Raw genomic sequence first — 15,287 nt, 5'->3', positions numbered from 1 at the left:
GTGTTGTAGCTAAAATCTTCGCTTAATAACGAATGATTTTGCTCTCTCTTCATTAGAAGAGGCGCATCATAAAAAGGGAGGCTTCGGCTTCCCTTTTTTATTTTTTGAAAAATATAAGTGGTTATAAGAAAAGTCCGACGAACGCGGCTAACTCATCTTCTTAACCTTCAATAATACAATTACTTAGCGTAACCGAATTTGACTAGGTGTTTGCTAAGTGATCTCACCTCTAAAAAACACCTTATTTCTATAACAAAATAGTCTATCAGTATTAAAGGATAAGACTGGTAATAAGAATGATTCCTCTTTATATTTAATCCCAAGTTAAAAATTTAGGTTTGAATATGTACGTCTGTTTATGCCATGGAGTATCGGATAAGAAAATCCGAAAACTCGTTGTCGAAGAGGGCATTACCGATATAAAAGGAATTAAGAAATGTACGGCACTCGGCAGTCAATGCGGAAAGTGCGTACGTTCAGCGAAAGAAATCATCAACGAAAGCGCCGCCACACTCTTTAAGCAAGCTGGTTAGTTACTAAAAACTCGACCAGGCTTTTTGACACTTCTCGATTTGGTTCTACAGTTAGAAGAACCGAAGAGGAGAGTGTGCTCATGAAAGGCGATCCAATCATAATTCAACATCTCAACAAAATTCTTGGTAACGAGTTGGTTGCCATTAATCAGTATTTCCTTCATGCACGAATGTACAAAGACTGGGGTCTGAAGCATTTGGCTGATAAGGAATATCATGAATCTATTGATGAGATGAAACATGCCGACCACCTGATAGAACGAATCTTGTTTCTTGAAGGGCTACCGAATCTACAAGACTTGGGCAAATTGAAAATTGGTGAAGACACCCAAGAAATGCTCGAGTGTGATTTGGCGTTAGAGATGGAGGCGATTCCAGATCTGAAAAATGCCATCGCTTATGCGGAAGATATCCACGACTATGTCTCTCGCGATCTGTTCTTAGAAATCTTGGAAGATGAAGAAGAACATGTCGACTGGCTCGAAACTCAACTTGGCCTTGTGAAGATGACCGGCATCCAAAATTACCTGCAAGCGCAGTATGTCGATGAAGACGATGGCTAACGACTGACTGGTCTTACAGATTAATGAAAAAGCAGAGTGCAGTAAGCTCTGCTTTTTTGCATTTTGAACTCGGTGGAAAGTGCGTGTGAGGTTTTTGCGATTAATTTTCAAACACCACTTGCATACTAAAGTGTGATCTGTATAATGCACCGCACTGGCTTAAGCTGGTTGTGAACCAATGAGCACTGAGGAGTAGGCTTTGCCTAGTAATGTATACTCAGCTTATGTTCGCGGTTAATAAAAATAGTAAGGCTTGTCTTTACTTCAAAAGTTAACTGACAATGTGTCCTAATTTTGGATACTACGGTTTCACATAAATCAATCGGCATTCTCTCGTCTTTTCGAGTTTGAGTGGCGATATTGTTTGTGTAATTTTTAATAATTGGAGCTCTGTCTCATGCAGAACCAACGTATTCGTATCCGCCTAAAAGCTTTCGATTACAAGCTAATCGACGCTTCTACTGCGGAAATCGTTGAAACAGCAAAACGTACTGGCGCACAGGTTCGTGGTCCTATCCCACTACCTACTCGTAAAGAGCGTTTCACTGTTCTTATCTCTCCACACGTCAACAAAGATGCACGTGACCAGTACGAAATTCGTACTCACAAGCGTTTGATCGACATCGTTGAGCCAACAGACAAAACTGTTGATGCTCTAATGCGTCTTGATCTTGCTGCTGGCGTTGATGTTCAAATCAGCCTAGGTTAAGGGAGATAAGAATAATGATTGGTCTAGTCGGACGTAAAGTGGGTATGACCCGCGTATTTACTGAAGAAGGCGTTTCTATCCCAGTAACTGTTGTTGAGGTTGAAGCGAACCGTATTTCTCAAGTTAAAACTCTAGAGAACGACGGCTACGCAGCAATCCAAGTAACTACTGGTGCTAAGAAAGCTAACCGTGTAACTAAGCCTGAAGCTGGTCACTTCGCGAAAGCGGGTGTTGAAGCAGGCCGCGGTCTTTGGGAATTCCGTTTAGAAAACGGCGAAGAGTTTGAAGTTGGCGCTGAGCTAAACGTAGAACTTTTCAACGAAATTAAAAAAGTAGACGTTACTGGTACATCTAAAGGTAAAGGCTTCCAAGGCGCTGTTAAGCGTTGGAACTTCTCTACTCAAGATATGACTCACGGTAACTCTTTGTCTCACCGTGCACCGGGTTCAATTGGCCAATGTCAAACTCCAGGTCGCGTGTTTAAAGGCAAGAAAATGGCAGGTCACATGGGTGCTGAGCGTGTAACGACTCAAAACCTAGAGATCGTACGTGTTGACGCTGAGCGCAATCTGCTTCTTATTAAAGGTGCAGTACCAGGCTCAACAGGCGGCAACGTGATCGTAAAACCTGCTGTTAAAGCATAACGTCTAGGAGTAAGTAATGGAATTGATGGTTAAAGGTGCTGATGCACTAACTGTTTCCGAGACTACTTTCGGACGTGACTTCAACGAAGCTCTTGTACACCAAGTAGTTGTTGCATATGCAGCAGGTGCTCGTCAAGGTACTCGTGCTCAAAAGACTCGTTCTGAAGTATCTGGCGGTGGCGCTAAGCCATGGCGTCAAAAAGGTACTGGCCGCGCACGTGCTGGTACAATTCGTAGCCCAATCTGGCGTACAGGTGGTGTTACTTTTGCTGCGAAACCTCAAGATCACAGCCAAAAAGTAAACAAGAAAATGTACCGTGGTGCTATGAAGAGCATTCTTTCTGAGCTTGTTCGTCAAGAGCGTCTAATCGTTGTTGATAACTTCTCAGTAGAAGCACCAAAAACAAAAGAACTTGTAGCTAAGCTTAAAGAGCTTGAGCTAAGCGACGTTCTGATTGTTACTGGCGAAGTAGATGAAAATCTATTCTTAGCTGCTCGTAACCTTTACAAAGTTGACGCGCGTGACGTTGCTGGTATCGACCCAGTATCTCTAATTGCGTTTGACAAGGTTCTAATGACTGCTGACGCAGTTAAGCAAGTTGAGGAGTCGCTAGCATGATCACTGAAGAGCGTATCTTAAAAGTTCTACGTGCTCCGCACATCTCTGAAAAAGCAACTATGGCAGCTGAGAAAGCGAACACTATCGTTTTCAAAGTAGCTAAAGATGCGACTAAAAAAGAGATCAAAGCAGCTGTAGAAAAGCTATTTGAAGTTGAAGTTAAGTCTGTAAATACTCTTGTTCTTAAGGGTAAGACCAAACGTCAAGGTATGCGTGAAGGCCGTCGTTCAGACGTTAAGAAAGCCTACGTTACTTTGAAAGAAGGTCAAGATCTTGACTTCGTTGGCGGCGCGGAATAACAGGAGTAGTTAAAAATGGCTATTGTTAAATGTAAGCCGACTTCCCCTGGTCGTCGTCACGTCGTTAAAGTTGTTAACGCTGACCTACACAAGGGTAAGCCATACGCACCTCTTCTAGAGAAAAACTCTAAGAACGGTGGTCGTAACAACAACGGTCGTATCACAGTACGTCACATCGGCGGTGGTCACAAGCACCACTACCGTGTAATTGACTTCAAACGTACTAAAGACGGTATCCCAGCGAAAGTTGAGCGTCTAGAATACGATCCAAACCGTAGCGCTAACATCGCTCTAGTTCTGTACGCAGACGGTGAGCGTCGTTACATCATTGCACCAAAAGGTGTTAACGCAGGTGACCAGATCCAATCTGGTGTAGATGCGCCAATCAAAGCAGGTAACACTCTGCCGATGCGCAACATCCCAGTAGGTTCTACTGTACACTGTGTTGAACTTAAGCCTGGTAAAGGTGCTCAACTAGCTCGTTCGGCTGGTGCTTATGCTCAAATCGTTGCTCGCGACGGTGCATACGTAACTATCCGTCTACGTTCTGGTGAAATGCGCAAAGTACTTTCTGAAGGTCGTGCAACGATCGGTGAAGTTGGTAACTCTGAGCATATGCTACGTGAACTTGGTAAAGCTGGTGCTTCACGCTGGCGCGGCGTACGTCCAACCGTACGTGGTGTAGTAATGAACCCGGTGGATCACCCACACGGTGGTGGTGAAGGCCGCACATCTGGTGGTCGTCACCCAGTTTCTCCTTGGGGCGTTCCTACTAAGGGCTTCAAGACTCGTAAGAACAAGCGCACTGACAAGTACATCGTACGTCGTCGTAACAAGTAATCTATATAAAGAGGAATCGCCATGCCACGTTCTCTCAAGAAAGGTCCTTTTATTGACCTACACTTGCTGAAGAAGGTAGAGAAAGCGGTGGAAAGCGGAGACAAAAAGCCTATTAAGACTTGGTCCCGTCGCTCAATGATCATCCCAACAATGATTGGTTTGACCATCGCTGTCCATAATGGTCGTCAGCACGTTCCAGTTTTCGTTACCGAAGAAATGATCGGTCACAAACTGGGTGAATTTGCACCAACTCGTACTTATCGCGGTCACGCTGCAGATAAGAAAGCTAAGAAGAAGTAAGGAGTAGATGATGGAAGCTTTAGCTAAACATAACTTTGCTCGTATTTCTCCACAGAAAGCTCGCTTAGTTGCAGACCAAATTCGCGGTAAGTCGGTAGACCAAGCTCTAGAAATTCTAACTTTCAGCAACAAAAAAGCTGCTGTTCTAGTTAAGAAAGTTCTAGAGTCAGCTATCGCAAACGCGGAGCATAACGAAGGTGCAGATATCGACGATCTAAATGTCGCTAAAATCTTCGTAGATGAGGGCCCTATCATGAAGCGTATTATGCCTCGTGCTAAAGGCCGTGCGGATCGTATCTTGAAGCGTTCAAGCCACATCACTGTTGTTGTAGCAGATCGCTAGAGACTAGGAGAGTAAGCAATGGGTCAGAAAGTACATCCTAATGGTATTCGTCTTGGCATCGTTAAGCCTTGGAATGCTACATGGTTTGCTAACACCAAAGATTTCGCTGACAACCTAGACGGCGACTTCAAGGTACGTCAGTTCCTAACTAAGGAACTACAAAAAGCATCACTATCTCGTATCGTTATCGAGCGTCCAGCTAAGAGCATCCGTGTGACTATTCACACTGCTCGTCCTGGCGTTGTTATCGGTAAGAAAGGTGAAGACGTTGAGAAGCTACGCGCAGCTGTAGCTAAAATCGCAGGTGTACCAGCGCAGATTAACATCGCTGAAGTACGTAAGCCTGAGCTAGATGGTCAGCTAGTAGCTGATAGCATCGCGTCTCAACTAGAGCGTCGTGTTATGTTCCGTCGTGCTATGAAGCGCGCAGTACAAAACGCTATGCGTCTAGGCGCTAAAGGTATCAAAGTGGAAGTAAGCGGTCGTCTAGGCGGCGCTGAAATCGCACGTTCTGAGTGGTACCGTGAAGGCCGTGTGCCTCTACACACTCTACGTGCAGACATTGATTACGCAACTTCTTCGGCTCACACTCAATACGGTGTGATCGGCATTAAAGTTTGGATCTTCAAAGGTGAGATTCTAGGCGGTATGCCAGCTGCTAACGCAGTAGAGCCTAAAGGCGATAAGCCTAAGAAGCAGCGTAAAGGCCGTAAGTAAGGAGTCGAACGATGCTACAACCAAAACGTACTAAGTTCCGCAAGGTTCAGACTGGTCGTAACCGTGGTCTAGCTAAAGGCACAGAAGTAAGCTTCGGCGAATTCGGTCTTAAAGCTGTTGGTCGCGGACGTATTACTGCTCGTCAAATCGAAGCGGCTCGTCGTGCTATGACACGTCACATTAAGCGTCAAGGTCAAATCTGGATTCGTATCTTCCCAGACAAACCGATTACTGAAAAACCTCTTGAAGTTCGTCAAGGTAAAGGTAAAGGTAACGTTGAGTACTGGGTAGCACAAATCCAACCTGGTAAGGTTATGTACGAAATGAATGGCGTACCAGAAGAGTTGGCACGTGAAGCGTTCCGCCTAGCGGCACGTAAACTGCCTGTTAAAACTACTTTTGTAACTAAGCAGGTGATGTAATGAAAGCACAAGATCTACGCGAAAAGAACGTTGAAGAGCTTAACGCTGAGCTATTGAATTTGCTACGCGAACAGTTCAACCTGCGCATGCAGGCTGCTACTGGTCAGCTTCAGCAAACTCATACTCTAAAAGCTGTACGCCGTGATATCGCACGTGTGAAAACTGTTTTGACTGAAAAGGCAGGCGCATAATGAGCGAAACTAACCGCATCCAGCAAGGTCGTGTAATTAGTGACAAGATGGACAAGTCTATCGTTGTTGCTATCGAACGTACTGTAAAGCACCCAATTTACGGTAAATACGTTAAGCGCACGACTAAAGTACACGCACACGACGAAGACAACACTTGTGGCCTAGGCGACAAAGTTGAAATCGCTGAGTGTCGTCCTCTGTCTAAGACTAAGTCTTGGACATTGGTTAAAGTTCTAGAAAAAGCGAAGATTTAATCTTTGTAATTCTATGACTTATAAGCGGCTCCAAATTATTTTTTGGGGCCGCTTGTTTTTTGTCTACCCAATTGAAAAAAAGGGTGGTACAATTCGCGTCCCTTTTAAAGAGGCAGCCCGACCCGAGAGGGTCTAGTTTTAATATTTAGCGGAGCACTAACAATGATCCAGATGCAAAGTACACTTGACGCAGCAGATAACTCTGGCGCGCGCAAGGTAATGTGTATTAAGGTTCTGGGTGGCTCTCACCGTCGTTATGCACATATCGGTGACATCATCAAAGTTACAGTTAAGGAAGCAATTCCTCGCGGTAAAGTAAAAAAAGGTGATGTTCTGAAGGCGGTTGTAGTGCGCACCCGTAAAGGCGTTCGTCGCCCAGACGGTTCTGTCATTCGCTTCGACAGTAATGCTTGTGTATTGTTAAACGACACTACTGAGCAACCAGTCGGCACACGTATCTTTGGTCCTGTGACTCGTGAACTTCGTAACGCGAAATTCATGAAAATTGTGTCACTAGCACCTGAAGTTCTGTAAGGAGCGGCAACATGGCAGCTAAAATCCGTCGTAATGACGAAGTAATCATTCTTGCTGGTAAAGATAAAGGCAAGAAAGGTAAAGTAACTAAGGTTCTGACAACTGGTAAAGTTATCGTTGAAGGTATCAACCTTGTGAAGAAGCACCAAAAGCCTCAACCGGCTCTAGGTCAGCAAGGTGGCATCGTTGAACAAGAAGCAGCTATTGATGCTTCTAACGTTGCAATCTTTAACGCGGCTACTGGTAAAGCAGACCGCATCGGTTTCCGTATTGAAGATGGTAAGAAAGTTCGTTTCTTTAAGTCTAACGGCGAAACTGTTTCTAACTAATTAGAAGTAATTTGGAGTTCTACTATGGCGAAACTGCATGATTACTACAAGTCGTCTGTAGTCGCTGAGCTTACCAAAGAGTTCGGCTACACAAGCGTCATGCAAGTCCCTAGGATTGAGAAAATCACCCTAAACATGGGCGTTGGTGAAGCAATCAACGATAAGAAACTGCTAGAAAACGCAGCAGCTGATATGGCAACGATCTCTGGTCAAAAGCCACTTATCACTAAAGCGCGTAAATCTGTTGCAGGTTTCAAAATTCGTGAAGGCTACCCAATTGGTTGTAAAGTAACCTTACGTGGCGAACGTATGTGGGAGTTCTTAGAGCGTCTTATCTCTATCGCTCTTCCACGTGTACGTGATTTCCGTGGTGTTAGCGCTAAGTCTTTTGACGGTCGCGGTAACTACAGCATGGGCGTTCGCGAGCAAATCATCTTCCCGGAAATCGACTACGATAAAGTCGATCGTGTACGCGGTCTTGATATTACTATCACGACGTCTGCTGGCACTGATTCGGAAGGCCGTGCTCTGCTGGCTGCCTTTAACTTCCCATTCCGTAAGTAAGGTGAAGGGTTACTGTTATGGCTAAACAATCAATGAAAGCACGTGAAGCTAAGCGTGCGAAGCTAGTTGCTAAATTCGCTGAAAAGCGTTCAGCACTAAAAGCTCTAATCAGCGATGTAAACGCATCTGAAGAAGATCGTTGGAACGCAGTACTTAAACTGCAAGCTCTTCCACGTGATTCAAGTGCATCACGTCAGCGCAACCGTTGTAACCAAACTGGTCGTCCACACGGTTACCTACGTAAGTTCGGTCTAAGCCGTATCAAAGTTCGTGAAGCTTGCATGAAAGGCGAGATTCCTGGACTTCGTAAGGCTAGCTGGTAATTGCCACTTAATCATTTGGAGTAAATCTTATGAGCATGCAAGATCCGATTTCGGATATGCTGACCCGCGTTCGTAACGGTCAGGCAGCAAACAAAGTTGCTGTTAAAATGCCTTCTTCAAAGCTTAAAGTTGCAATTGCTGCACTACTAAAAGCTGAAGGTTACATCACTGACTTCGCTGTAGAAGGCGAAGCAAAACCTGAGCTAGAAGTTACTCTTAAGTACTTCCAAGCTAAACCTGTAATCGAGCAAATCAAGCGCGTATCACGCCCTGGTCTACGAGTTTATAAAAATAAAGACTCGCTACCAACAGTGATGGGTGGTCTTGGTATTGCAGTTGTTTCTACTTCCAAGGGTCTAATGTCTGACCGTGCTGCTCGCAAAGCAGGTCTTGGCGGTGAAATCATCTGTTACGTAGCTTAATAAGGAGTAGATTATGTCTCGTGTTGCTAAAGCACCTGTCGCTATTCCAGCTGGCGTAGAGGTGAAACTAAACGGCCAAGAAATCACTGTAAAAGGTGGTAAAGGTGAGCTTACTCGCGTTCTTAACAACGCCGTAGTTATCGCACAGGAAGAAAACAACCTAACTTTCGGTCCGAAAGAAGGTGTTGCTAACGCATGGGCACAAGCTGGTACAGCTCGCGCTCTAGTTAACAACATGGTTGTGGGTGTTACTGAGGGCTTCACTAAGAAGCTAACTCTAAAGGGTGTTGGTTACCGTGCTGCTATGAAAGGCAACTCTGTAGCTCTAACTCTTGGTTTTTCTCACCCAGTAGAGCACGCTCTACCTGAAGGTATTAAAGCTGAGTGCCCTAGCCAAACTGAGATCGTTGTAACTGGTTGTGACAAGCAACTAGTTGGTCAAGTTGCGGCTGACATTCGTTCTTACCGTGAACCTGAGCCGTACAAAGGCAAAGGTGTACGTTACGCAGATGAAAATGTGCGTACTAAAGAAGCTAAGAAGAAGTAAGGTATCACTATGGATAAGAAAGCATCTCGCATCCGTCGTGCTACACGTGCACGTCGTAAGATTGCAGAACTTCGCGTTGAGCGTCTAGTAGTACACCGTACTCCTCGTCACGTATACGCACAAGTTATCGCGGCAAACGGCTCTGAGGTTATCGCAGCTGCTTCTACTGTAGAAAAAGCGATCCGTGAGCAAGTTAAGAACACTGGTAACATCGATGCAGCTAAAGCAGTAGGTAAAGCTGTTGCTGAGCGCGCTCTTGAAAAAGGCGTAACTGCAGTTGCATTCGATCGTTCTGGTTTCCAATACCACGGTCGAGTAGCGGCGCTAGCAGATTCTGCTCGCGAAGCTGGTCTGAAATTCTAAGGTAGGGTTGGAAGATGGCTAAAGAACAACAACAAGCTAATGATTTGCAAGAAAAGCTGATCGCAGTTAACCGTGTTTCTAAGACGGTTAAAGGTGGTCGAATCATGAGCTTCACTGCACTAACAGTAGTTGGTGACGGTAACGGTCGTGTAGGTTTCGGTTACGGCAAAGCTCGTGAAGTACCTGCAGCGATCCAAAAAGCAATGGAAAAAGCGCGTCGTAACATGGTTACTGTTGCGCTGAACGAAGGCACTCTTCACCACCCGGTGAAAGGTCGTCATTCGGGCTCTAAAGTTTACATGCAGCCAGCTGCAGAAGGTACAGGTGTAATTGCCGGTGGCGCAATGCGTGCTGTACTTGAAGTTGCAGGTGTACACAACGTACTTTCTAAAGCATACGGTTCTACGAACCCTATCAACATCGTTCGTGCAACGATTGGTGCTCTAGTAGACGTTAAGTCACCAGAAATGGTTGCTGCTAAACGTGGTCTAACTGTTGAATCTATTTCGGAGTAAGCACACGATGGCAACTATTAAAGTAACTCAAACTAAAAGCTCAATTGGTCGCCTACCTAAGCACAAAGCGTGTCTTAAAGGTCTAGGCCTTCGTCGCATCAACCATACAGTAGAACTTGAAGATACTCCGTGCGTACGCGGTATGATCAACAAGGTTTACTACATGGTTAAGATTGAGGAGTAATCAGAATGCGTTTGAATACTCTATCACCGGCTGCTGGCTCTAAACCTTCTAAGAAGCGTGTAGGTCGTGGTATCGGTTCTGGCCTTGGTAAAACAGGTGGCCGTGGTCACAAAGGTCAAAAATCACGCTCTGGCGGTTCAGTTCGTCCAGGTTTCGAAGGCGGTCAAATGCCTCTGAAACAGCGTCTACCAAAATTCGGTTTCACTTCTCGTAAGAGCCTAGTGTCTGCTGAAGTTCGTCTAGCTGAGCTAGCGAAAGTAACTGGTGACGTAGTTGACTTGAACAGCCTTAAAGCTGCTAACGTTATCACTAAGAACATCGAATTCGTTAAGATCGTTCTTTCTGGTGACCTAAGCAAAGCTGTGACTGTTAAAGGTCTACGCGTGACTAAAGGCGCTAAAGCTGCAATCGAAGCTGCAGGCGGTAAAATCGAGGAATAATCTCGAGGAACGAGGTACAGATGGCTAAGAAACCAGGACAAGATTTTCGTAGTGCTCAGAGCGGCTTAAGTGAACTAAAGTCGCGCTTATTATTCGTAATTGGTGCACTTTTAGTATTCCGAGCAGGCTCTTTTGTGCCGATCCCTGGTATTGACGCTGCTGTACTTGCCGATTTGTTCGAACAGCAAAAAGGTACCATCGTTGAAATGTTTAACATGTTCTCCGGTGGTGCTCTTGAGCGTGCATCTATATTAGCATTGGGTATCATGCCGTATATTTCGGCATCGATCGTAGTCCAATTGTTAACTGTAGTTCATCCAGCGTTAGCGGAACTCAAGAAAGAGGGTGAAGCAGGCCGTCGTAAGATCAGCCAATATACACGCTACGGCACGCTTGTACTTGCAACATTCCAAGCTATTGGTATTGCAACGGGCTTACCAAACATGGTCGATAATCTGGTTGTTATCAACCAAACCATGTTTACGCTTATTGCTACCGTGAGTTTAGTAACTGGTACCATGTTCTTAATGTGGTTAGGTGAACAAATCACTGAGCGAGGAATCGGTAATGGTATTTCCATTCTGATTTTTGCAGGTATTGTTGCTGGATTGCCTTCTGCAATCGGTCAAACAATCGAGCAAGCGCGTCAAGGTGAATTGCATGTGCTTCTTCTGCTGTTAATTGCTGTATTGTCTTTTGCTGTAATTTACTTCGTTGTTTTCATGGAACGTGGTCAACGCCGAATCGTTGTTAACTACGCGAAGCGTCAACAAGGTCGTAAAGTATTTGCAGCACAAAGCTCGCACCTACCGTTGAAAATCAACATGGCAGGTGTTATTCCAGCAATCTTTGCATCGAGCATTATCTTGTTCCCAGGAACATTGGCTCAGTGGTTTGGTCAAAATGGTGAGAGCAGCGCGTTCGGTTGGTTAACTGACGTGTCATTAGCTCTTAGCCCAGGTCAGCCTCTGTATGTAATGCTATATGCTGCAGCTATAATCTTCTTCTGTTTCTTCTATACAGCGTTGGTGTTTAACCCACGTGAAACAGCTGATAACTTGAAGAAGTCTGGTGCATTCGTACCCGGTATCCGCCCAGGTGAGCAGACAGCGAAATATATCGATAAGGTGATGACAAGATTGACCCTAGCGGGCGCTCTATACATTACCTTTATCTGTCTGATTCCTGAATTCATGATGGTCGCGTGGAACGTACGTTTCTACTTCGGCGGTACATCACTACTAATCGTAGTTGTTGTTATCATGGATTTCATGGCACAGGTACAGACTCATCTGATGTCCCAACAGTATGATTCTGTGTTAAAGAAAGCGAATCTGAAAGGTTACGGCCGTTAATCCGGCGGTGACGTTCAGTTCCATTTACGGAGTTTAGCAATGAAAGTTCGTGCTTCCGTTAAAAAAATCTGCCGTAACTGTAAAGTTATCAAGCGTAACGGTGTCGTTCGCGTGATTTGCAGTGAGCCAAAGCATAAGCAACGCCAAGGCTAATTAGCAGAAATTTTTACTTGAAATACAAGGTAGAGTCGAGTATATTTCTCGGCCTACCTTTTGCGTGCAAAAGAAGTAGTATGCCGCAGCGTATCCATAACGGGCTTTGCTGCGGATAATTCTTTTATGAAACATTGGAGTGAATAATGGCCCGTATAGCAGGCATTAACATTCCTGATCACAAGCATTCTGTGATTGCACTTACTGCAATCTACGGTATCGGTAAAACTCGCTCTCAAGCTATTCTAGCTGAAGTGGGTATTGCTGAAGATGCTAAGATCAGTGAACTAACTGAAGAGCAGATCGATCAACTGCGTGATGGTGTAGCTAAGTACACTGTAGAAGGTGATCTACGTCGTGAAGTATCGATGAACATCAAGCGTCTTATGGACCTTGGCTGTTACCGCGGTCTTCGTCATCGTCGCAGTCTACCACTACGTGGACAGCGTACTAAAACCAACGCTCGCACCCGTAAGGGTCCGCGCAAGCCGATCAAGAAATAGTCGGATAAGGTAGAGTACAATGGCAAAACAACCAACTCGCGCTCGTAAGCGCGTACGCAAGCAAGTAGCTGATGGCGTAGCGCACATCCATGCTTCTTTCAACAACACAATCGTAACTATCACTGACCGTCAAGGCAACGCTCTTGCATGGGCTACAGCAGGTGGTTCAGGTTTCCGTGGTTCTCGTAAATCTACTCCGTTCGCAGCACAAGTTGCAGCTGAGCGTTGTGGTGAAATGGCTAAAGAATATGGCCTAAAGAACTTGGAAGTTATGGTTAAGGGTCCAGGTCCAGGTCGTGAATCTACTGTTCGCGCACTGAACGCTGCTGGTTTCCGTATCACTAACATTGTTGATGCGACACCAATCCCTCATAACGGTTGTCGTCCACCTAAGAAACGTCGCGTTTAATTCGTTTCTAGGATAATTGGAGAAAGATCATGGCAAGATATTTGGGTCCTAAGCTGAAGCTTAGCCGTCGTGAAGGCACTGACTTATTCCTTAAGTCTGGTGTTCGCGCGATCGATACCAAGTGTAAAATTGATAACGCACCAGGTGTACACGGCGCTCGTCGCGGTCGTCTATCTGAGTATGGCGTTCAGCTTCGTGAGAAGCAAAAAGTTCGTCGTATCTACGGCGTTCTAGAAAAACAATTCCGTAACTACTACAAAGAAGCTGCACGTCTTAAAGGCAACACAGGTGAAAACCTACTTCAGCTTCTTGAAGGTCGTCTTGATAACGTAGTTTACCGCATGGGCTTTGGTGCAACTCGCGCTGAATCTCGTCAACTAGTTAGCCACAAAGCTATCCTAGTTAACGGTAAAGTTGTAAACGTTCCTTCTTTCAAAGTAGCGGCTAATGACGTTGTTTCTATCCGCGAGAAAGCTAAACAGCAATCTCGTATCAAAGCGGCTCTAGAAGTTGCTGAACAACGTGAAAAACCAACTTGGATTGAAGTAGATGCTGGCAAAATGGAAGGTACATTCAAGCGTATGCCTGAGCGTTCTGACCTATCAGCTGACATCAACGAACACTTGATCGTCGAACTTTACTCTAAGTAAGGTTAAAAAAAGAGAGGACACAATGCAGGGTTCTGTAACAGAATTTCTTAAGCCGCGTCTTGTTGACATTGAACAGATCAATACGACACACGCAAAAGTAACTCTTGAGCCATTAGAGCGCGGTTTCGGCCACACTCTAGGTAATGCTCTTCGCCGCATTCTTCTATCTTCTATGCCGGGTTGTGCCGTAACAGAAGTTGAAATTGAAGGTGTGCTACACGAATACAGCACTAAAGAAGGCGTTCAGGAAGATATCCTTGAAATCCTTCTAAACCTAAAAGGTTTGGCTGTACGCGTTGCTGAAGGCAAAGATGAAGTGTTTATTACACTGAACAAATCAGGCTCAGGCCCTGTTGTTGCAGGTGACATCACCCACGATGGTGATGTAGAGATCGCTAACCCTGAGCACGTAATTTGTCACCTAACGGATGACAACGCTGAGATCGCTATGCGTATCAAAGTAGAACGTGGTCGTGGTTACGTTCCAGCTTCAGCTCGTATCCATACTGAAGAAGATGAGCGTCCAATCGGTCGTCTACTAGTTGACGCTACTTACAGCCCGGTTGATAAAATCGCTTATGCTGTAGAAGCGGCACGTGTAGAGCAACGTACTGACTTAGACAAGCTTGTTATCGATATGGAAACGAACGGTACTCTAGAACCTGAGGAAGCAATCCGTCGCGCAGCTACTATCCTAGCTGAACAACTGGATGCGTTCGTAGATCTACGTGATGTACGTGTACCTGAGGAGAAGGAAGAGAAGCCAGAATTCGATCCTATCCTACTACGTCCTGTAGACGATCTTGAACTAACAGTTCGCTCTGCTAACTGTTTGAAAGCAGAAGCGATTCACTACATCGGTGATCTTGTACAGCGCACTGAGGTTGAGCTACTTAAAACGCCAAACCTTGGTAAGAAATCTCTTACAGAGATTAAAGATGTGCTTGCTTCACGTGGTCTATCTCTAGGCATGCGTCTAGAAAACTGGCCACCAGCGTCAATCGCTGAAGATTAATCGAAAAAGTTAGAAGGATTAGGTCATGCGCCATCGTAAGAGTGGTCGTCAACTCAACCGCAACAGCAGTCATCGCAAAGCGATGTTCAGCAACATGGCTAGCTCTCTTGTTCGTCACGAAGTTATCAAAACTACCGTGCCAAAAGCAAAAGAACTACGTCGCGTAATTGAGCCGTTGATTACCCTAGCTAAGACAGACAGTGTTGCTAACCGTCGTCTTGCATTCGCACGCACTCGTGATAACGAAGTTGTTGCAAAACTATTTAATGAACTAGGCCCGCGTTTCGCGGCTCGCCAAGGTGGTTACACTCGCATTCTTAAATGTGGTTTCCGTACTGGTGATAAAGCTCCAATGGCATACATTGAGCTTGTAGACCGCCCAGCTGCTGAAGAAGCTGCTGAGTAATCTATACTAGATTGTTAATACAAAAAGCCGAGCCTAGCTCGGCTTTTTTGTATTTATTACTTTTCAATCTTGCATCATGATACTTGGCATTTTCTCTTGCCTTCATAGCGTTCCTTTTCCAAAATATCTCGTATCTCGTAT

General features: G+C 45.2%; 30 protein-coding genes. All 30 read left to right on the top strand.

Annotated elements, in window-relative coordinates; translation table 11 throughout:
- The first annotated feature begins 344 nt into the window (after window positions 1–344).
- The 30 genes from KI655_RS23395 to rplQ all read left to right on the top strand — a co-directional run bounded on the left by KI655_RS23395 (window position 345) and on the right by rplQ (window position 15,146).
- Complete coding sequence (locus KI655_RS23395; protein WP_032553336.1) at window positions 345–533, top strand: (2Fe-2S)-binding protein; 189 nt, start codon at window positions 345–347, stop codon at window positions 531–533.
- Between the two features lie 80 nt (window positions 534–613).
- Window positions 614–1,096: a bacterioferritin gene (gene bfr, locus KI655_RS23390; protein ID WP_285409079.1), complete on the top strand. Its 483-nt coding sequence runs from the start codon at window positions 614–616 to the stop codon at window positions 1,094–1,096.
- Between the two features lie 397 nt (window positions 1,097–1,493).
- The gene (rpsJ, locus tag KI655_RS23385; RefSeq protein WP_001181007.1) at window positions 1,494–1,805 is read left to right on the top strand and encodes a 30S ribosomal protein S10; all 312 of its coding nucleotides are present in this window, start codon (window positions 1,494–1,496) and stop codon (window positions 1,803–1,805) included.
- 14 nt (window positions 1,806–1,819) lie between these two features.
- Window positions 1,820–2,449: a 50S ribosomal protein L3 gene (rplC, locus tag KI655_RS23380; RefSeq protein ID WP_004738804.1), complete on the top strand. Its 630-nt coding sequence runs from the start codon at window positions 1,820–1,822 to the stop codon at window positions 2,447–2,449.
- Between the two features lie 16 nt (window positions 2,450–2,465).
- Window positions 2,466–3,068: a 50S ribosomal protein L4 gene (gene rplD, locus KI655_RS23375; RefSeq protein ID WP_032553334.1), complete on the top strand. Its 603-nt coding sequence runs from the start codon at window positions 2,466–2,468 to the stop codon at window positions 3,066–3,068.
- A complete protein-coding gene (rplW, locus tag KI655_RS23370) occupies window positions 3,065–3,367 on the top strand; it encodes a 50S ribosomal protein L23 (protein WP_004736765.1) in 303 nt (100 codons plus the stop codon). Before rplD ends, rplW begins: the two co-directional genes overlap by 4 nt.
- A 15-nt stretch (window positions 3,368–3,382) precedes the next feature.
- Window positions 3,383–4,207: a 50S ribosomal protein L2 gene (rplB, locus tag KI655_RS23365; RefSeq protein WP_032553333.1), complete on the top strand. Its 825-nt coding sequence runs from the start codon at window positions 3,383–3,385 to the stop codon at window positions 4,205–4,207.
- 21 nt (window positions 4,208–4,228) lie between these two features.
- Complete coding sequence (gene rpsS / locus KI655_RS23360; RefSeq protein ID WP_004736729.1) at window positions 4,229–4,507, top strand: 30S ribosomal protein S19; 279 nt, start codon at window positions 4,229–4,231, stop codon at window positions 4,505–4,507.
- Between the two features lie 10 nt (window positions 4,508–4,517).
- Window positions 4,518–4,850, top strand: coding sequence for a 50S ribosomal protein L22 (gene rplV / locus KI655_RS23355; RefSeq protein WP_032553332.1), 333 nt, complete (start codon window positions 4,518–4,520; stop codon window positions 4,848–4,850).
- Window positions 4,851–4,868: 18 nt separating this feature from the next.
- Window positions 4,869–5,567 (top strand): 30S ribosomal protein S3, encoded by a 699-nt coding sequence (gene rpsC / locus KI655_RS23350; RefSeq protein ID WP_004738797.1) that lies wholly within the window; start codon window positions 4,869–4,871, stop codon window positions 5,565–5,567.
- Between the two features lie 11 nt (window positions 5,568–5,578).
- On the top strand, window positions 5,579–5,989 hold the full coding sequence (rplP, locus tag KI655_RS23345) for a 50S ribosomal protein L16 (protein WP_004398466.1): 411 nt from the start codon (window positions 5,579–5,581) through the stop codon (window positions 5,987–5,989).
- A complete protein-coding gene (gene rpmC / locus KI655_RS23340; RefSeq protein WP_004736737.1) occupies window positions 5,989–6,180 on the top strand; it encodes a 50S ribosomal protein L29 in 192 nt (63 codons plus the stop codon). Before rplP ends, rpmC begins: the two co-directional genes overlap by 1 nt.
- Entirely contained in the window at window positions 6,180–6,434 is a 255-nt protein-coding gene (gene rpsQ, locus KI655_RS23335) for a 30S ribosomal protein S17 (protein WP_032553331.1), read from the top strand. The genes rpmC and rpsQ overlap by 1 nt, the downstream gene beginning before the upstream one ends.
- A 162-nt stretch (window positions 6,435–6,596) precedes the next feature.
- On the top strand, window positions 6,597–6,968 hold the full coding sequence (gene rplN, locus KI655_RS23330; RefSeq protein WP_004738793.1) for a 50S ribosomal protein L14: 372 nt from the start codon (window positions 6,597–6,599) through the stop codon (window positions 6,966–6,968).
- An 11-nt stretch (window positions 6,969–6,979) separates the two neighbouring features.
- A complete protein-coding gene (gene rplX / locus KI655_RS23325; RefSeq protein WP_032553330.1) occupies window positions 6,980–7,297 on the top strand; it encodes a 50S ribosomal protein L24 in 318 nt (105 codons plus the stop codon).
- Window positions 7,298–7,321: 24 nt separating this feature from the next.
- Window positions 7,322–7,861, top strand: a complete 540-nt coding sequence (gene rplE / locus KI655_RS23320) for a 50S ribosomal protein L5 (RefSeq protein ID WP_032553329.1) — start codon at window positions 7,322–7,324, stop codon at window positions 7,859–7,861.
- Window positions 7,862–7,878: 17 nt separating this feature from the next.
- A complete protein-coding gene (gene rpsN, locus KI655_RS23315; protein ID WP_032553328.1) occupies window positions 7,879–8,184 on the top strand; it encodes a 30S ribosomal protein S14 in 306 nt (101 codons plus the stop codon).
- A 29-nt stretch (window positions 8,185–8,213) separates the two neighbouring features.
- Complete coding sequence (gene rpsH / locus KI655_RS23310) at window positions 8,214–8,606, top strand: 30S ribosomal protein S8 (RefSeq protein WP_285409066.1); 393 nt, start codon at window positions 8,214–8,216, stop codon at window positions 8,604–8,606.
- A 13-nt stretch (window positions 8,607–8,619) separates the two neighbouring features.
- A complete protein-coding gene (gene rplF, locus KI655_RS23305) occupies window positions 8,620–9,153 on the top strand; it encodes a 50S ribosomal protein L6 (RefSeq protein WP_285409065.1) in 534 nt (177 codons plus the stop codon).
- 9 nt (window positions 9,154–9,162) lie between these two features.
- Entirely contained in the window at window positions 9,163–9,516 is a 354-nt protein-coding gene (gene rplR / locus KI655_RS23300) for a 50S ribosomal protein L18 (protein WP_032553325.1), read from the top strand.
- Between the two features lie 14 nt (window positions 9,517–9,530).
- Entirely contained in the window at window positions 9,531–10,031 is a 501-nt protein-coding gene (gene rpsE / locus KI655_RS23295) for a 30S ribosomal protein S5 (RefSeq protein WP_004738783.1), read from the top strand.
- A gap of 7 nt (window positions 10,032–10,038) precedes the next feature.
- The gene (gene rpmD / locus KI655_RS23290; protein WP_004736756.1) at window positions 10,039–10,215 is read left to right on the top strand and encodes a 50S ribosomal protein L30; all 177 of its coding nucleotides are present in this window, start codon (window positions 10,039–10,041) and stop codon (window positions 10,213–10,215) included.
- A gap of 5 nt (window positions 10,216–10,220) precedes the next feature.
- Window positions 10,221–10,655: a 50S ribosomal protein L15 gene (gene rplO / locus KI655_RS23285; protein WP_004736758.1), complete on the top strand. Its 435-nt coding sequence runs from the start codon at window positions 10,221–10,223 to the stop codon at window positions 10,653–10,655.
- A 20-nt stretch (window positions 10,656–10,675) separates the two neighbouring features.
- On the top strand, window positions 10,676–12,010 hold the full coding sequence (gene secY / locus KI655_RS23280) for a preprotein translocase subunit SecY (RefSeq protein ID WP_032553323.1): 1,335 nt from the start codon (window positions 10,676–10,678) through the stop codon (window positions 12,008–12,010).
- Between the two features lie 39 nt (window positions 12,011–12,049).
- Entirely contained in the window at window positions 12,050–12,163 is a 114-nt protein-coding gene (rpmJ, locus tag KI655_RS23275; protein ID WP_000868186.1) for a 50S ribosomal protein L36, read from the top strand.
- A gap of 146 nt (window positions 12,164–12,309) precedes the next feature.
- Complete coding sequence (rpsM, locus tag KI655_RS23270) at window positions 12,310–12,666, top strand: 30S ribosomal protein S13 (protein ID WP_004738779.1); 357 nt, start codon at window positions 12,310–12,312, stop codon at window positions 12,664–12,666.
- Between the two features lie 19 nt (window positions 12,667–12,685).
- Window positions 12,686–13,075, top strand: coding sequence for a 30S ribosomal protein S11 (gene rpsK / locus KI655_RS23265; RefSeq protein WP_004738778.1), 390 nt, complete (start codon window positions 12,686–12,688; stop codon window positions 13,073–13,075).
- 29 nt (window positions 13,076–13,104) lie between these two features.
- Window positions 13,105–13,725 (top strand): 30S ribosomal protein S4, encoded by a 621-nt coding sequence (gene rpsD / locus KI655_RS23260; RefSeq protein ID WP_032553321.1) that lies wholly within the window; start codon window positions 13,105–13,107, stop codon window positions 13,723–13,725.
- A gap of 22 nt (window positions 13,726–13,747) precedes the next feature.
- On the top strand, window positions 13,748–14,740 hold the full coding sequence (locus KI655_RS23255) for a DNA-directed RNA polymerase subunit alpha (protein ID WP_004729813.1): 993 nt from the start codon (window positions 13,748–13,750) through the stop codon (window positions 14,738–14,740).
- 25 nt (window positions 14,741–14,765) lie between these two features.
- Window positions 14,766–15,146 carry a 50S ribosomal protein L17 gene (rplQ, locus tag KI655_RS23250; RefSeq protein WP_004729812.1) on the top strand — a complete coding sequence of 127 codons (381 nt, stop codon included), beginning with the start codon at window positions 14,766–14,768 and terminating at the stop codon, window positions 15,144–15,146.
- Window positions 15,147–15,287 lie beyond the last annotated feature (141 nt).

The sequence above is a fragment of the Vibrio sp. D404a genome (assembly GCF_030248535.1).
Taxonomy (GTDB): domain Bacteria; phylum Pseudomonadota; class Gammaproteobacteria; order Enterobacterales; family Vibrionaceae; genus Vibrio.
Note: the sequence above shows the minus strand (reverse complement) of the source record. Positions and strands in the feature narration are given on the sequence as shown.

Coding starts and splice junctions, on each gene's coding strand:
- rpsN (WP_032553328.1), top strand. CDS start 7,879: ATGGCTAAACAATCAATGAAAGCACGTGAAGCTAAGCGTGCGAAGCTA.
- rpsM (WP_004738779.1), top strand. CDS start 12,310: ATGGCCCGTATAGCAGGCATTAACATTCCTGATCACAAGCATTCTGTG.
- rpsK (WP_004738778.1), top strand. CDS start 12,686: ATGGCAAAACAACCAACTCGCGCTCGTAAGCGCGTACGCAAGCAAGTA.
- rplW (WP_004736765.1), top strand. CDS start 3,065: ATGATCACTGAAGAGCGTATCTTAAAAGTTCTACGTGCTCCGCACATC.
- rpsH (WP_285409066.1), top strand. CDS start 8,214: ATGAGCATGCAAGATCCGATTTCGGATATGCTGACCCGCGTTCGTAAC.
- rpsE (WP_004738783.1), top strand. CDS start 9,531: ATGGCTAAAGAACAACAACAAGCTAATGATTTGCAAGAAAAGCTGATC.
- rplV (WP_032553332.1), top strand. CDS start 4,518: ATGGAAGCTTTAGCTAAACATAACTTTGCTCGTATTTCTCCACAGAAA.
- rpsQ (WP_032553331.1), top strand. CDS start 6,180: ATGAGCGAAACTAACCGCATCCAGCAAGGTCGTGTAATTAGTGACAAG.
- rplR (WP_032553325.1), top strand. CDS start 9,163: ATGGATAAGAAAGCATCTCGCATCCGTCGTGCTACACGTGCACGTCGT.
- rplE (WP_032553329.1), top strand. CDS start 7,322: ATGGCGAAACTGCATGATTACTACAAGTCGTCTGTAGTCGCTGAGCTT.
- rpsD (WP_032553321.1), top strand. CDS start 13,105: ATGGCAAGATATTTGGGTCCTAAGCTGAAGCTTAGCCGTCGTGAAGGC.
- rpsC (WP_004738797.1), top strand. CDS start 4,869: ATGGGTCAGAAAGTACATCCTAATGGTATTCGTCTTGGCATCGTTAAG.
- rpmD (WP_004736756.1), top strand. CDS start 10,039: ATGGCAACTATTAAAGTAACTCAAACTAAAAGCTCAATTGGTCGCCTA.
- rplB (WP_032553333.1), top strand. CDS start 3,383: ATGGCTATTGTTAAATGTAAGCCGACTTCCCCTGGTCGTCGTCACGTC.
- rplC (WP_004738804.1), top strand. CDS start 1,820: ATGATTGGTCTAGTCGGACGTAAAGTGGGTATGACCCGCGTATTTACT.
- KI655_RS23255 (WP_004729813.1), top strand. CDS start 13,748: ATGCAGGGTTCTGTAACAGAATTTCTTAAGCCGCGTCTTGTTGACATT.
- rplO (WP_004736758.1), top strand. CDS start 10,221: ATGCGTTTGAATACTCTATCACCGGCTGCTGGCTCTAAACCTTCTAAG.
- rpmJ (WP_000868186.1), top strand. CDS start 12,050: ATGAAAGTTCGTGCTTCCGTTAAAAAAATCTGCCGTAACTGTAAAGTT.
- rplF (WP_285409065.1), top strand. CDS start 8,620: ATGTCTCGTGTTGCTAAAGCACCTGTCGCTATTCCAGCTGGCGTAGAG.
- rpsS (WP_004736729.1), top strand. CDS start 4,229: ATGCCACGTTCTCTCAAGAAAGGTCCTTTTATTGACCTACACTTGCTG.
- rpsJ (WP_001181007.1), top strand. CDS start 1,494: ATGCAGAACCAACGTATTCGTATCCGCCTAAAAGCTTTCGATTACAAG.
- rplD (WP_032553334.1), top strand. CDS start 2,466: ATGGAATTGATGGTTAAAGGTGCTGATGCACTAACTGTTTCCGAGACT.
- rplN (WP_004738793.1), top strand. CDS start 6,597: ATGATCCAGATGCAAAGTACACTTGACGCAGCAGATAACTCTGGCGCG.
- rplP (WP_004398466.1), top strand. CDS start 5,579: ATGCTACAACCAAAACGTACTAAGTTCCGCAAGGTTCAGACTGGTCGT.
- bfr (WP_285409079.1), top strand. CDS start 614: ATGAAAGGCGATCCAATCATAATTCAACATCTCAACAAAATTCTTGGT.
- rplX (WP_032553330.1), top strand. CDS start 6,980: ATGGCAGCTAAAATCCGTCGTAATGACGAAGTAATCATTCTTGCTGGT.
- secY (WP_032553323.1), top strand. CDS start 10,676: ATGGCTAAGAAACCAGGACAAGATTTTCGTAGTGCTCAGAGCGGCTTA.
- KI655_RS23395 (WP_032553336.1), top strand. CDS start 345: ATGTACGTCTGTTTATGCCATGGAGTATCGGATAAGAAAATCCGAAAA.
- rplQ (WP_004729812.1), top strand. CDS start 14,766: ATGCGCCATCGTAAGAGTGGTCGTCAACTCAACCGCAACAGCAGTCAT.
- rpmC (WP_004736737.1), top strand. CDS start 5,989: ATGAAAGCACAAGATCTACGCGAAAAGAACGTTGAAGAGCTTAACGCT.